This window comes from Veillonella magna (assembly GCF_959600285.1).
Taxonomy (GTDB): domain Bacteria; phylum Bacillota; class Negativicutes; order Veillonellales; family Veillonellaceae; genus Veillonella_A; species Veillonella_A magna.
The window spans coordinates 90401-104075 of record NZ_CAUGKU010000009.1; the positions used below are offsets into that span (position 1 = coordinate 90401).

Annotated in this window: 15 protein-coding genes; 13 read left to right on the forward strand and 2 right to left on the reverse strand. The window is 42.9% G+C overall.

What is annotated here, in order from left to right; translation table 11 throughout:
- From Q5873_RS06590 to Q5873_RS06650, 13 genes are all read left to right on the forward strand, one after another.
- Complete coding sequence (locus Q5873_RS06590) at positions 1–930, forward strand: lysophospholipid acyltransferase family protein (RefSeq protein WP_288190614.1); 930 nt, start codon at positions 1–3, stop codon at positions 928–930.
- Positions 917–1456: an LPS export ABC transporter periplasmic protein LptC gene (gene lptC / locus Q5873_RS06595; RefSeq protein WP_303059987.1), complete on the forward strand. Its 540-nt coding sequence runs from the start codon at positions 917–919 to the stop codon at positions 1454–1456. Before Q5873_RS06590 ends, lptC begins: the two co-directional genes overlap by 14 nt.
- Before the next feature lie 14 nt (positions 1457–1470).
- Positions 1471–2184 carry an LptA/OstA family protein gene (locus tag Q5873_RS06600; RefSeq protein ID WP_374014740.1) on the forward strand — a complete coding sequence of 238 codons (714 nt, stop codon included), beginning with the start codon at positions 1471–1473 and terminating at the stop codon, positions 2182–2184.
- A gap of 11 nt (positions 2185–2195) precedes the next feature.
- Positions 2196–2915, forward strand: coding sequence for an LPS export ABC transporter ATP-binding protein (gene lptB / locus Q5873_RS06605; RefSeq protein ID WP_303059989.1), 720 nt, complete (start codon positions 2196–2198; stop codon positions 2913–2915).
- A 20-nt stretch (positions 2916–2935) separates the two neighbouring features.
- The gene (locus tag Q5873_RS06610; protein ID WP_205087865.1) at positions 2936–4027 is read left to right on the forward strand and encodes an LptF/LptG family permease; all 1092 of its coding nucleotides are present in this window, start codon (positions 2936–2938) and stop codon (positions 4025–4027) included.
- Between the two features lie 15 nt (positions 4028–4042).
- Entirely contained in the window at positions 4043–5215 is a 1173-nt protein-coding gene (locus tag Q5873_RS06615; protein WP_205087864.1) for a DUF3084 domain-containing protein, read from the forward strand.
- 152 nt (positions 5216–5367) lie between these two features.
- Positions 5368–5805 (forward strand): RuvC family protein, encoded by a 438-nt coding sequence (locus Q5873_RS06620; protein ID WP_303059992.1) that lies wholly within the window; start codon positions 5368–5370, stop codon positions 5803–5805.
- Positions 5789–6664 (forward strand): YitT family protein, encoded by an 876-nt coding sequence (locus tag Q5873_RS06625; protein WP_303059994.1) that lies wholly within the window; start codon positions 5789–5791, stop codon positions 6662–6664. The genes Q5873_RS06620 and Q5873_RS06625 overlap by 17 nt, the downstream gene beginning before the upstream one ends.
- Positions 6665–6694: 30 nt before the next feature.
- On the forward strand, positions 6695–7297 hold the full coding sequence (gene lepB, locus Q5873_RS06630; RefSeq protein ID WP_028255066.1) for a signal peptidase I: 603 nt from the start codon (positions 6695–6697) through the stop codon (positions 7295–7297).
- Between the two features lie 45 nt (positions 7298–7342).
- Complete coding sequence (locus Q5873_RS06635) at positions 7343–8278, forward strand: hypothetical protein (RefSeq protein ID WP_288300615.1); 936 nt, start codon at positions 7343–7345, stop codon at positions 8276–8278.
- Positions 8279–8329: 51 nt separating this feature from the next.
- Complete coding sequence (locus tag Q5873_RS06640; protein WP_303059995.1) at positions 8330–9343, forward strand: hypothetical protein; 1014 nt, start codon at positions 8330–8332, stop codon at positions 9341–9343.
- A 28-nt stretch (positions 9344–9371) separates the two neighbouring features.
- Positions 9372–9719 carry a hypothetical protein gene (locus Q5873_RS06645; protein WP_303059996.1) on the forward strand — a complete coding sequence of 116 codons (348 nt, stop codon included), beginning with the start codon at positions 9372–9374 and terminating at the stop codon, positions 9717–9719.
- Between the two features lie 167 nt (positions 9720–9886).
- Positions 9887–11212, forward strand: coding sequence for a porin (locus tag Q5873_RS06650; RefSeq protein WP_303059998.1), 1326 nt, complete (start codon positions 9887–9889; stop codon positions 11210–11212).
- Between the two features lie 183 nt (positions 11213–11395).
- Here the strand turns inward: Q5873_RS06650 and Q5873_RS06655 are convergent, their stop codons facing one another.
- Both Q5873_RS06655 and Q5873_RS06660 read right to left on the reverse strand, forming a co-directional pair.
- Positions 11396–12427, reverse strand: a complete 1032-nt coding sequence (locus Q5873_RS06655; RefSeq protein ID WP_303060000.1) for an Rpn family recombination-promoting nuclease/putative transposase — start codon at positions 12425–12427, stop codon at positions 11396–11398.
- Between the two features lie 238 nt (positions 12428–12665).
- A partial coding sequence (locus tag Q5873_RS06660) for a putative porin (protein ID WP_303060002.1) occupies positions 12666–13675 on the reverse strand: 1010 nt, incomplete at its 5' end.

The following is a 13675-nucleotide window of genomic DNA, read 5'->3' on the forward strand; positions in this document are numbered from 1 at the left end:
ATGTCGAACGAATGGCAATATAATACGTTGAAATGGCTAAGTCGTATGACATGTAAGCTTTCTTACAGCACGATACTTCGCATCGGAGCTACTATCGGACCGATGTACTCTTTGTTTGGAAAAAAGCAAAAAGAGCGTGGTATTAAAAATATTATGCTGGGGCTCTCCATGAATGAACAGGAGGCAACGGCATTAATTGAACGATTGTTCAAAAATATGGGCCGTGCTGCTATGGAAATTTTATATATGCCGAATTTAACGAAAGAATTTATTTACGAGCATATTGAAATGCGTGGTACGGAACACCTGGATAAAGCGTTGGCGGAAAAGCGTGGCGTCGTTATTCTCACTGCTCATGTGGGTAACTGGGAGTGGATGGGGGCCGCCTTGGCTGCGCATGGTTATCCGTCGACAACTATTGTAAAGAAGCAGCCGAATGCACAATTTACCCGTCTTATGAATGAATACCGTGAAATGGTAGGGCTTGAAGTATTTGCGCGCGGCGGATCGGAAATGATTCGCGCCGTAAAGGCAATGAAGCAGAAAAAATTATTAGGCTTCTTAGCCGATCAAGACGGCGGATTCCAAGGTGTACCGGTTATGTTCCTCGGACAGGATTCGTCGGCCGTGTTAGGACCGGCTACCTTTGCGCAAAAATTTAAAGCGCCGGTAGTACCGGTGTTTACTTCTCGCAAAGAAAACGGACATATCGTTCATATTTTACCGCCTTTGTATTATGAGGATACGGGAAATGAAGAGGAAGATATGTATCGATTGACGGAAGAGACCGTGCGGGTAACGGAAGCCTTTATCCGTGAACATCCCGATGAGTGGTTATGGTTCCAGCATCGGTGGAACACGAAGATTCCAGAAATTGTAGATATTGAGCACAAGCTGAAGGTTAGGGAGGCCGTACATGCTAAAAAATAAAAAGATGCTAGCATTGGTAGTAATACTACTGCTTGGGCTCTGCGGCTTTATATGGTACCTCATGAGCGGCACGACACCGCAGGATGAGGATCCGACGCAACCGAAGGGGAACCTGGTTACCTTTGACGGTTCGGAGTTAAAAGAGGTAGAGAACAATCAATTAGTTTGGACATTGCGAGCTAAAAGTATGAAATTAAACCCGCAAACGCGCGAATTATACGCAACGGATTTGGAAGCCAAATATTATAAAGGAGATACTGTGATGACAGTAACCGCACCGCGCGGTCATATGGCCGGCGATCGCAGCACCTTTGAGTTGGCCGGCGGGGTAAAGGCTGTCAATACAGAGGGAGCGAATTTTACGACAGATTCCCTTGTCTTTGACAATAAAAAGCATGAGTTGACATCTGCCGGTGCATTTACACTGGTTAATAAAGATGTTACGATTACCGGTGATAAAGTAAAAGCTGATACGGTGTTGGAAAAAATAACGGCGCTGGGTCATGCAAAATTGGTTAAGCAGTAACAGGAGGAAAAACAGTGAAGAAACGAAATAAAATAGCTGCTGTGGTAGCAGTGGCTTCCTGCTTGGTGCTACCGGTATGGGCAGCGACTACGAATTTGACAATTACCGCCGATACATTATCGTACGATGGTAAGACAGGCCGTGCCGATGCGGTAGGAAGCGTTGTTATTACCCGTGAAGATAAGACTATGACAGGTGCTTCCGGGTGGTACAATACCAAAACCGAAGAAGGTATTCTTACCGGCGGTGTTAGCATGATTGGTCAGAATATGTCTATGGCAGCATCAGAAGTACATAGCTATCATAATGACGAATTCAAAGCAACCGGCAACGTACATTTACAGAAGGATAATAAGCAAGTCTACGGCGATGAAGTTACCTATAATACTTCTACCGATTACGGTGTGGTTAATGGCAATGGCAAATTGGTAATGGAGGATTCGGTACTGACCGGTGATTATATTGAAGGTTGGATGAATCAAATTAAAGCCAACGCTAAAGGAAATGTTACCTTGTTTAGTGCTAAGCATAACTTGAATGCTACGGCGGACAGCGCTGTATATACGCAGACGCCGGGACAGGAAGACGGCGTAGCTTATTTAACGGGCAACGCACACGCCGTACAGAACGGGAATGTCCTTGATGCACCGCAGTTGAAGCTGGAAATGAAAGATAATTCCGTACAGACCATGGGTGGTCGCAGTACGCTTGTCATTACACCGCAATAAGAGGAATGGCCATGTATATAGAAACGAAGAATTTAGTAAAAACGTACAAGGGTCGTAATGTAGTTGACGGCGTTAGTATTCGCGTACAGGAAGGTGAAGTAGTCGGCTTGTTGGGGCCGAACGGTGCCGGCAAGACTACTACCTTTTATATGATTGTGGGCATTGAAAAGCCCAGTGCCGGAGATATTTTCATCAGTAATAAAGAAATTACTATGATGCCCATGTACAAAAGAGCTGGGCAAGGTATCGGCTATTTGCCGCAGGAAGCATCTATCTTTCGGTCATTGTCGGTAGAAGATAATTTAAGAGCTATGCTGCAGACTACGGAGCTATCGAAGAAAGAAATTGAAGAACAAGTGAATTCTTTATTGCAAGAGTTTCATATCGATCATGTAAGGTCGCGCATGGGTATGCAGCTATCCGGCGGTGAACGTCGCCGTGTAGAAATTGCCCGTTGTATAGCGTTGGCACCGCGCTTTATTCTGTTGGATGAACCCTTTGCCGGTGTCGATCCTATTGCGGTAGCCGATATTCAGTCGATTATCCGTCATCTTAAGCAGCGCGGTATCGGCGTGCTGATTACGGATCACAATGTGCGGGAAACATTGGGGATTGTTGACAAGGCATACATTTTGAATGAAGGTAAAATTTTATTGGAAGGCACATCGGATGAAGTAGCGGATAGCCCGATTGCTCGCGAATTCTATTTGGGTAAGGACTTTAGAATGTAAGGAATGGAGGCATTACAGTTTTGCGTATACTTGATAAATATATGCTAAAGGCATTCATCGGACCGTTTTTATTCGGTATCTTTGCCTTCACCAGCATATTTGTAGGTACCGGAACCTTGTTCCGTATTGCACAATATATTACGGAATACGGGGCCTCTATTTGGGCAGTTACGAGAGCCTTTGTACTGTCGTTGCCGTCAATCGTGGTGCTTACCTTCCCTATGGCAGTGTTGTTGGCATCGCTGCTTACTTTCGGGCGATTGAGCAGCACTAGTGAGATTGTGGTAATGCGTGCCGGCGGTCTTAGCTTTTTGCGATTAGCTATGCCTATCTATATTACGGCGTTTCTTATTTCCATCGGTGCGGTTGCGTTTAATGAATATGTAGTGCCGGCATGTACGCACGCGTATCAGACGATAATCCGGGAAGAAATCAAAAAGCAGGTGACGCCGCAAGCGCAAACACATATTGTATTAAAAACAATGGATGGCGATAAAATCAATACGCTGGTGTATGCGCAGAAGTATGATCCGAAGACAAAGCAGTTGACGGGCATAGCAGCGCAAATCTTTAATAATGGCGAAGTAGCACAGATGGAACGTGCCAATACGGCAAATTGGAACGGTCGCTATTGGATTATGCACGACGGCGTTATCTATGATTTGGCGCAAAACGGATCCGGCATCGAACGCACTATGAACTTTAAAGAACAGGTGCTTCCCATTGCCAAGGATCCGAAACAGATTTCCGAAGAGCAACGGGATCCGGAAGAAATGACCATTAAAGAATTGCGTCATCAAATTGATGCGTATAAATCCAATTATGTATCCACGACTAAATTGGAAATGGAAATGTATCAGCGGTTTAGCATTCCTATTGCCAGCTTTGTATTTGCTTTGGTCGGTGCGCCGTTGGGATTACAAAAACAGCGATCCAGTTCGTCTATCGGATTTGGACTCAGTGTGTTGATTATATTTGTGTATTACGGAGTTATGACCTTTACGGCAGCTCTCGGTAAAGGCAATGTATTACCGCCGTTAGTAGCGGCGGCCATTCCTGACACCTTGGGCGTTATCGCCGGTTTATGGCTTAACTGGCGCGTTTCTAAATAACGAAAGGAGGTTACTATGCTTGTAGGCTTACGCATCATTATTATAGTCGCGATTATGGGTGGTATTATTGCCTTTATCGGCGATAAATTAGGAACTAAAATCGGCAAGCGACGGATGTCACTATTCGGGCTGCGGCCTAAGCATACCTCCATTATCGTTACGATTGTTACAGGTATTCTTATCGCAGCGGCTACCTTGGGAATTTTAAGTATTGCGTCCCAGAATGTGCGCACCGCTTTATTCGGGATGGAACAGCTGAAGGAAGAAATGCGAGCCCTTAATGCCAGTGTTGAATCCAAGAATAAGGAATTGGAACAAAGTAAAAAGGATATCGAAGCGAAAACAAAAGAATTAACTACCGTGAAAGCAGATATTCAAGCTACGCAAGCCGAACTTGACGAAGCGCGGGCAGCCCGTGATGCCATGAGCGGGCAATTAGTATCCGTACAGGATGCGTACGCCCAAGCCGAAGCAAAGCTGGCTAATTCTCAATCGGAAATTAAAGGGCTTGAAGAAGAACGTAAAAATTTGGAATCCCACATATCCGACCTACAGGTGACGATGAAGAGCTTGGAAGAAGGGATTACACAAATGCGTGAAGGCACGGTGTTATTCCGCGTTGGTGAAGTACTGTCCGGTGCATTGGTGCGTCCGAATTTGACGGAAGCAGAAAGCGAAGCGGCGATTGCGCATATTCTTAACGACACGAATGGCTTAATCCTAAAACGATTGGGCATTGATGACGATAAGACGGTTATCTATGTAAGCCGTGCCAATGTGCAAGAAGTGGCGAAACAGATTGCGGCATCGAAGGAACCGATGACGATTCGCATCAGTGCGGCAGCCAATATTATATATGGCGAAGCAGCCTTAGCAGAGATTCGTGCGTATCCGTATGCACAGATTTTCCACCGCGGCGATGTTATATACAGCAGTGTCGTGCAAGGCGGAAATGATGCGCAGTATGCAGTGTTGTCTTTCTTAAAGGCAGTCAATGCAGAAGCAAAATCGAAAGGTGTATTACCGGATCCGTTGAGCGGTGATGTAGGATCATTGCCGGGGGATGAACTGTTTGAAACCATTCGTCAGTTGGAAGACATAAACGGGCCGGTCAAATTAGAAGCGATTGCCCGTGAGGACACGTACACCGATGGACCGGTACAAATCGAATTGAAAATTCATCGGTAAGATATAGTAAGTTAATAACGAAATACGATGGGAGCCGTCATAGCGGTAAGCAGATGATCGACAACGATCACGCCTACAGCTATGACGGTTTTTTTGTATCGAGATTTTATGTTACAATAGAAAAGCACAGATTTTTGAAAGGAGCGGATAGTATGCTGATTATAGCGGTTGATCCGGGTAATGAAAAAACGGGGATAGCTTGTCTTTCTTATGATGGCACGTTGTACGAAAAAAAGATTGTTCCCAGTCAAACCTTAGAGGACGCATTGATGGCTATGGTGCAACGAGCGCAATCGGATAATCACGGGGTAACACATTTGGTGTGCGGTAACGGTACCAATCATAAGAAGCTGTTTACCGTAGTGCAGCGAGTAGCTGCTAAGGCGCAGTTACCGGCGGCACTTACCGATGAAGCACATACGACGGAAGAAGCGCGCAAGCGGTATTGGGATTATAATCCGCCGAAGGGATTAAAACGATTTGTTCCTCGCGGCATGCTCTATCCGCCGGAACCGGTAGACGATTTCACTGCTTGGATAATTGGAGAACGATTTTTACAAAAGGAGGGGCTCTATGGCAGCTACGTATAAACGATCGAAAAATTTAACATGGAAGGACTATGTACTGCGATACATTATGATTATCATTGGTGCCGCGGTTTACACATTCGGACTGGATGTATTTTTGGTACCGAATCATATTATCGACGGTGGCGTAGTCGGTATATCCTTGATGGCAGCTACCTTATCGGGATACTCCTTCAGTTTTTTTGTAGTCCTGATTAATATACCGTTCTTGTATATAGGGTATAAGCTCATCGGTAAACGATTTACCATTGCCACCTTGTTCGGGATTTTATGTATCTCCCTGTTCTCGCTGTTGATGCATCAGGTCAATCCGGTAACGATCGATCCTTTCCTCGGAAGTATCTTCGGTGGTATCATACTCGGTATCGGGGTTGGTCTCATCATACGCAACGGGGGCTCTTTGGATGGTACAGAAGTAGTAGCTATTATCTTGGATAAGAAAAGTACTTTTTCCGTCGGTGAAATTGTAATGGGCTTCAACCTTTTTATTTTAGGGGCCGCCGGTTTTGTTTATAGCTGGAACAGTGCTATGTATTCATTGATTGCCTATTTCATTGCTTATAAGATGATCGATATTACCATTACCGGTCTGGAAGAATCCAAGGGCGTTATGATTATTACCGATGAACCGGAAGCTATCGGCGAAGTGCTCATGCATCGCTTGGGGCGCGGTGTCACGGTGTTGTATGGTGAAGGTGGATATTCAAAACAACCTAAAAAAGTGTTATACTCAGTAGTAACGCGTCTGGAAATTACCAAGCTGAAAGATATCGTGTATGAAAAGGATGAAAATGCATTTATCACTATTACGGACGTACATGATGTATTCGGTGGTCAGTTTGGTAAAAAGACGATTCACTAACAGCATGTGCGGAAAGGAGCACAAACGTATATGGAAAAGGATAAATCCGTAGGCAGTCAGATTTTGCATGAAATTTGGGAGTGGGTCTATGCCATTGTCATCGCGCTGGCAGTAGCCATGGTTGTCCATATTTTTGTCGGACAAATCACGCGCGTATCCGGTGAATCCATGGAAAACACCTTGCACAACGGTGATTTCTTGGTTGTTTCCAAATGGAGTCACCTGCAAAATAAAGTGCCGGATTACGGACAGATTGTTATTATCGACAGCCGTGTTAACCGACCACGCACTTGGAAGGATGATGTTACCGATGTAGCCGGTAATTACGTGGCTATTTTTTCATCAAAAGCAGAACAACATAATGCGTGGGTAAAACGTGTTATCGGTCATCCCGGCGATGTGTTGGAATTTAAAAACGGTCATGTATGGCGTAACGGTGAGGAATTAGAAGAACCTTACACAAAGGATGTGACGATGGACTTTTCACGGGCAACTCCGATAAAAGTGCCGGATAACTGCGTGTTCGTCATGGGGGATAATCGCAATCATTCGAGCGACAGCCGTTTTATCGGACCGGTTCCCATCGATCATGTATTGGGCAATGTAGTCTATGATTTTAATTTGTTCAGATAACAGTTAATTGGTTTGGGTAGTAAGAGATTAAGATAGGAGATTTGTGTGAAGCAGGTAGCGTATTCTTTACAACGTGGCATAGATAGCCAAATGCATTTTTTATTAGGATTTAGCGGTGTCGTAGTAGCCGCTGCCGTCGATCGCGTGCTTGATGGGGTAGATGCGATGAAAAAACTGGTGCAGATGCAGGAAAACTTTGCTGTCATCGAGCATCAGGTAGATGTTATTGACGAAGCTATGCGCACGGTGATTAATGCAGAAGCAATGCTCATTGGAGAGTCTAAGAAAAAAGCCATCGAAGAAGGAGAAAAACGTCGTCGCGCTGCGATTGATGCGGTAGTGGGACATGTGGACGAATTGGTGCAGCTCATTGCAACCATCCGCAATGAAAGCACGCGCATGTTCTTGGATGAAGCGGCGCGAAGCTTAGACATGACGATACGATTCTTATTCCGCCTGGTGATTTACTTAGAAGAGATGCGTGTTAAAACCGATATGCCTCTCGACATGTGGGAAATTTTGAAAAAGCAAGGGAACGTAAGCTATCGCCTGTCGATGACAGAGGAAGAACAAATCGGTGTGATGAATTGTATCGAAGCCGGTGTTCGCTTTGTTGTGGATGAAATGGATATGATTATCCGACACAGTGTAGTAAAAAAAGCAATTACCGGTAAGCGTATCCCGATTAAAGCGGCTCTCGGTAAAATGCAGACAGCCTGTGAAGAAATCGAAGAAAAATTATCTAATGCGCCGACAGCCGTAGTGGCAGCCGAACTTTTTGAGCAGTGGTATGCTATGGTAGGCTTACAAAATAAATTGGCCGAACAGGTGCTAAAAGTTATTCGTGTACTCGATGAAGCGGCGGATAAGGAAAATAATTTGGAACAAGCATCGGCTATGCTTAACAGCCATACGAATATTCTCGGCTATGGATTAGCCGGAATTTCTATGCTCTTCAGTACGATGAATCAAGAAAGCTGATGTTTAATAATCCTGTAGTATAGGTATAGAGTTGCTGTGAAAGGAAGTCGTATGATGACTGGTTCCGAGAAAAACAAACGGGTCATGGAAAAGAAAATTAGGGCTGTAGGGTGGTACTTTATAGTGGATGTATATGGAGATCACCTTATTTCTTGTATAGATAGGATGCAAGAAGTCATAGACAGATATAGAACAGATAACCGGTTATGTAGTGAAGAAAAGTTGGGACCGGGGATTGATTTTATTCTGCATCTGAACGTGTGGCTCAGACTGATTGAAGACGCCAGTTGTTTGGGAACAGAACTAAATACTTCAAGCGTGAAATTAACTAAAAGAAAACGACAACAAAAGGAAGAAAAATTCCATCTGTTGTTAGGAGCAACAAAAAGACTAGTAAAACGATTAGTCGAAGATGTTGAAGATACGGCACACATTTATAATGGGGATTTACGGACAGATATCAATCTGTTATTGATGGAAGTAATAGTATTAATTGATGTACTTACACATGAACCGGACGAGAGAAAACACCATTTGCTGCCCATCAATTATGAAGAACCAATTAGTGATGAGTGGTCGATACAAGTATTGACGTATGAAGGAATGCCGGGAGCGCTAGTTGTAAGAGGGATAATGGGATTAATTATGAAAATGCAAGACCGTGTTTTGGCTATTTTGCATAAAATTCAGAATAAACAACCACCCATAGAAATCGATGAGGAGCCACTAGTGGCATATGAAAAAGCAGCAAAACGTTTTAATGCCTTTGCCTCAACCAAACGAGCGGAGCCGGTGAAGTTAATAGACTTGGCAAAAGAAATATCTTATGCAGTAGTAGCGGGGAAAAAGCTTGGGGTTCATACTTTGCGGTGGATGAAAGAATTAGATGGGATGATTTCCAATGCCGATGAAGTGGATACGGAAGAGTTGAGTGACATGAGCTATTCTTTGTATTTGCTTTCTTGCTGGACGGTGTATATACCGCGCTTGATGGGAGAGTACATGGAGGTGGACATAGATTCGCCGCTTCATACAAAGGGAAACAATAAGATAGTACTTTCGTAATCATCAGTACGGTGTGTGAATGTAAGATGTGTTGATAATAGAATCGGCAAAATTTACCGGTAATGATGATGTAAAAATAGGCAATACGAAAGATGTACCGGCAAAGGTACCGGCAATACTACCGGCAAAGGTTAGGGTAAAAAGTTACGAAACTTTTGCACCTATACTTAAACTAAACGAAACTAAACTAAACATCTCTAAAGAAAGTACAAAGAAAGGTAGCGAAGCTATCCTTGAACAACCCCAAAATAAATTAAAAAATGCAGAAGAGGGATTCGTTGTTTTGCCAACGCCATGGACAAAAATGACGTACGTTGCATATGTAAAAAACGAAAACTCTTTACAAACTTTTGGTTTCATGGTAATATACGTATAGATTCGATGAGCGAACGAAAGCAAGATATTGATAACAGGTACAACATTTGTGAGGAAACGTGGACACTCCATCTAAGGAAATACCTCGAGTCGATGGACGGCGAGTAGGGAGCGAAATGGAATCGACATTTAGTTTTTTTCTATTTCATTCCGAAAGGGGTATTTACAATGAAAAAACGTTTTGCAGCCGTATTTGCAGCAACTGCTGTATTGGGTGTAACTACTGCATTCGCAGCTAACCCGTTCTCCGATGTAACTCCGTCCGATTGGGCATACCAGAGTGTTTCCCAGTTGGCAGCCGCTGGTGTAATCAACGGTTATCCGGATGGCACTTTCCAGGGCCAGAAAAACATCACTCGTTACGAAATGGCTCAGATGGTAGCTAAAGCAATGGCTAACGAAGCTCGTGCTAATGCTGAACAGCAGGCTATGATCAACCGTTTGGCTGACGAATTCTCCAGCGAATTGAACAACCTCGGTGTTCGCGTAGCTAACCTTGAAAACAAAGTTGGCAACGTTAAAGTAACCGGTGATATGCGTTTGCGTTATAAAGGTTATGAAAAAGAAGGGCATTTTACTCGTGAAGATGGCTCCAATAAAGATGCAAAATCTAAGTTTGACTTCCGCGGTCGTATCCAGTTCAATGCTACAGTAAATGAAAATACCAGCGCTACCGTTCGTTTAACCACTGATGATCGTGAGTTTGGTAACTCTGCTGAAGGTAACGATGCTAAAATCGATAATGCATATGTAACTCATCACTTTGGTAAAGACTTCAGTTTGACTGCTGGTCGTTTCGATGCTTTTATCGGTAACGGTTTGATTTACGACGATGTATTTGATGGCGCTTCGTTAGCATATAATGGTGAAAAGGTTAATGCTAGTGTAACCCATGGTTACTTTATGGCAGGCAATCTTTTCAAAGGCATTGTAAACGAAAAAGATAAGGCACAGACTGTCGATTTCGAAAATTTGACTACTGATAAGAATTTATCCGCTACAGTATTCCAAGTAAATGGTAAGATTGGTACTCATGCTACTTTAGGTGCCTTCTATGCCTTAGCAAATCAGAATGGTGAAAAGTGGGGCGAGGACCTTGATATCTATGGAGCTTCCTTAGACCTTAACTTCAACAAAGTATGGGTTGGTGGCGAGTATGCAACATTCAAGAGTGACTTCAAAGACTTCGATCCTGACTATGGCAATGACAATGATGCATGGGTAGCAGGTATCGGTTATGGCGATTATGATATGTCCAAAGAAGGTACTTGGGGTGTTAAAGTTCAGTACTTCGATGAAGGCAGATACTCTCCGGTAATCAGTTCTACGTTCGTTCAGCCATATAGCCGTGATTACAAAGCTTGGATGGCTACGGTAAACTATGCATTGGCTAAGAATGTAGGCCTCTCTGCGTACTATGCATTCAACGCTGAAGATCAGAATGGTGAAGATCTTGGTGATTTCTACCGTGCACAGCTTAACTACAAATTCTAATCTTAGACTTGTAGCGTAAATAAAAACAGAGTCTCGAAAGAGGCTCTGTTTTTTTGTATGTGAAGAGAGACTAAGAATAGTGTTTTCGCTATAGAGTCATATAAACAAGCCGTAGTAGGAGAATGTGGTCTCTTACTACGGCTTGTTAAGTAGTGGTAGATTTACAATGAGTAGTCTCTCGACTCATAAATTGTAATCACATTTTATTTTTTCTATATCATCTACCGATAGTTCTGCAAGCTCGGCGATTACATCAAGGGGTAAATTTTTCTTAATCATAGAAATTATAAAACGAAGCTGTTCTTTTTGTACGCCCTCCTTGATACCTTTTTGCATTCCTTCTTTAAGGCCTTTTTGTATCCCTTTCTGTATCCCTTCTTTCATGCCTTCTTCAAGTCCAATATTCCGGGCAATTCGTTCACGTCTTTCGATTTCCATTGCGTATGTCATATATGATTTCTCCATTTCTTTGTTCTCTTTTACCTTAGTTACTTCTTCGTTGATTTCATTTACAAACGTTCCTTGCGGGGCATGACCGTTAATGTATTGTAAGAAATAAAAAATATCATCATCTAAGTCCGAATACGGAAATGTATCCGGAGACTCGTAAGGAATGACGGCAGTACTATTAAGAAATAATTTCGTCGTTCCATCATTGAGTTCCAGGTTTGTATCTTCAAGACAAAGGTTCCGAAATGTATACATCGGACGACCTAATCCAAATAGATCAAAGGTACAGATAAAGATGATATATGTAGAATTGAGTTCTGCATAGTTGCGACCTTTATTGATCAGATCCATATCAATCATGCCTTGATAGTAGCGAGTACGGCGGATGAGTTCATCATCCAGTGGATTGGAACATTGCATTTCAATATCGTAAACACGTCCTGTGTTATCGGTGACGTATACGTCCAATCGGACGCTTTTACTATCGCGACGAATGACGATTGACTTTTCTGCTTCTGGGAATTCAATGGACTGAATGGTGATACCTAAAATTTTTTCAATCAATCGTTTGCAAATGCGTTTGTTATGCATTACTTTTTCAAATAGAAAATTTTCTGTAATCGTCACATCTTGCCATGATGGCATAAGGTATTGATGTGTACCGTAGCGTTTAGTACCTTCGTGTACTAGAATTTGAGATGATGCTTCATAAGTTTGATACGCCCAATTTTCATGCATTGAAGCAATAGGCTTTGCTGTGTTCATTTGAATACACTTCCTTTTCCTCATTGTAGCATCGCTAAAGGAAATTGCAAAATGAACAGTGGGAAAGTTGTGACTGCCAGTGTAGTCTTTTCTCATATTTATTATAGCAGAGGAATGTTTGTAGCTACATTACTATTTTGGAAAGACTGATAGATTAATAAAAGATTTATGACTCTTCACATACAAAAAACAGAGCCTCTTTCGAGACTCTGTTTTTATTTACGCTACAAGTCTAAGATTAGAATTTGTAGTTAAGTTCTGCACGGTAGTAATCAGATACATCATTACCCTGCTGATCTTCACCGCTGAAGGTTGCGTAAGCGGAAAGACCCACATTCTTGGCTAATGCATAGTCTACAGTAGCCATCCATGCTTTGTAGTCAGCATTGTACGGCTGGTTCCAAGTGGAGCTGATTACCGGAGAGTATTTTCCTTCGTCGAAGTACTGAACTTTAACACCCCAAGTACCTTCTTTAGCGATATCATAGTCGCCATAACCGATACCTGCTACCCATGCATCCTTATCGCCTTCGCTAGCAAAGTCGTCTTTCCAAGTAGCATATTCGCCACCAATCCATACTTTGTTGAAGTTAAGATCTAAAGAACCGCCATAGATATCGTTGTCAATTAACTTGTTACCGATTGCATAGAAGCCACCTAAGGTTGCGTGCGTACCCAATTTAGCATTAGCTTGCATCAAAGTGAAGGAAAGATTGTCATCAGCATCTTTAGTACCAAAGCTGTAACCATCAGCGTAATCACGATCATTTGCTTCGGTATCAAACAAGCCACCAGCCATGAAATAGCCATGTGCTACAGTAGCAGTTACTTTATCACCAGCATAAGTTAATGCAGCACCATCGAAGGTATCATCGTATACCAATCCATTACCAACGAACGCGCCAAAACGACCAGCAGTTAAATTAAAGTCCTTACCAAATTTATGGTTTACGTACATGCGATCGAATTCCACGTCGCTGGAAGATGCATCACCAAATTCAGTGTTACCAGTGCTTACACGAACAACTGCGTTAGTGTTTTCGTTCACAGTAGCATTGAATTGTACACGTCCACGATAGTCGAATACTGACTTCTTATCCTGGTGTTCACCAGTTTTATTAATTTGGCCTTCTTTTTCAAAGCCCTGATAACGCAAACGAACGTCGCCGGTTACTTTAACGTTGCCAACTTTATTTTCAAGGTTAGCTACGCGAACACCGAGGTTGTTCAATTCGCTGGAGAATTCGT

Excerpts from the sequence above, each read along its gene's own strand:
- Q5873_RS06590 (WP_288190614.1), top strand. The coding sequence starts at position 1 with ATGTCGAACGAATGGCAATATAATACGTTGAAATGGCTAAGTCGTATG.
- Q5873_RS06620 (WP_303059992.1), top strand. The coding sequence starts at position 5,368 with ATGCTGATTATAGCGGTTGATCCGGGTAATGAAAAAACGGGGATAGCT.
- Q5873_RS06640 (WP_303059995.1), top strand. The coding sequence starts at position 8,330 with ATGATGACTGGTTCCGAGAAAAACAAACGGGTCATGGAAAAGAAAATT.
- lptC (WP_303059987.1), top strand. The coding sequence starts at position 917 with ATGCTAAAAAATAAAAAGATGCTAGCATTGGTAGTAATACTACTGCTT.
- Q5873_RS06650 (WP_303059998.1), top strand. The coding sequence starts at position 9,887 with ATGAAAAAACGTTTTGCAGCCGTATTTGCAGCAACTGCTGTATTGGGT.
- Q5873_RS06655 (WP_303060000.1), bottom strand. The coding sequence starts at position 12,427 with ATGAACACAGCAAAGCCTATTGCTTCAATGCATGAAAATTGGGCGTAT.
- Q5873_RS06625 (WP_303059994.1), top strand. The coding sequence starts at position 5,789 with ATGGCAGCTACGTATAAACGATCGAAAAATTTAACATGGAAGGACTAT.
- Q5873_RS06615 (WP_205087864.1), top strand. The coding sequence starts at position 4,043 with ATGCTTGTAGGCTTACGCATCATTATTATAGTCGCGATTATGGGTGGT.
- lepB (WP_028255066.1), top strand. The coding sequence starts at position 6,695 with ATGGAAAAGGATAAATCCGTAGGCAGTCAGATTTTGCATGAAATTTGG.
- lptB (WP_303059989.1), top strand. The coding sequence starts at position 2,196 with ATGTATATAGAAACGAAGAATTTAGTAAAAACGTACAAGGGTCGTAAT.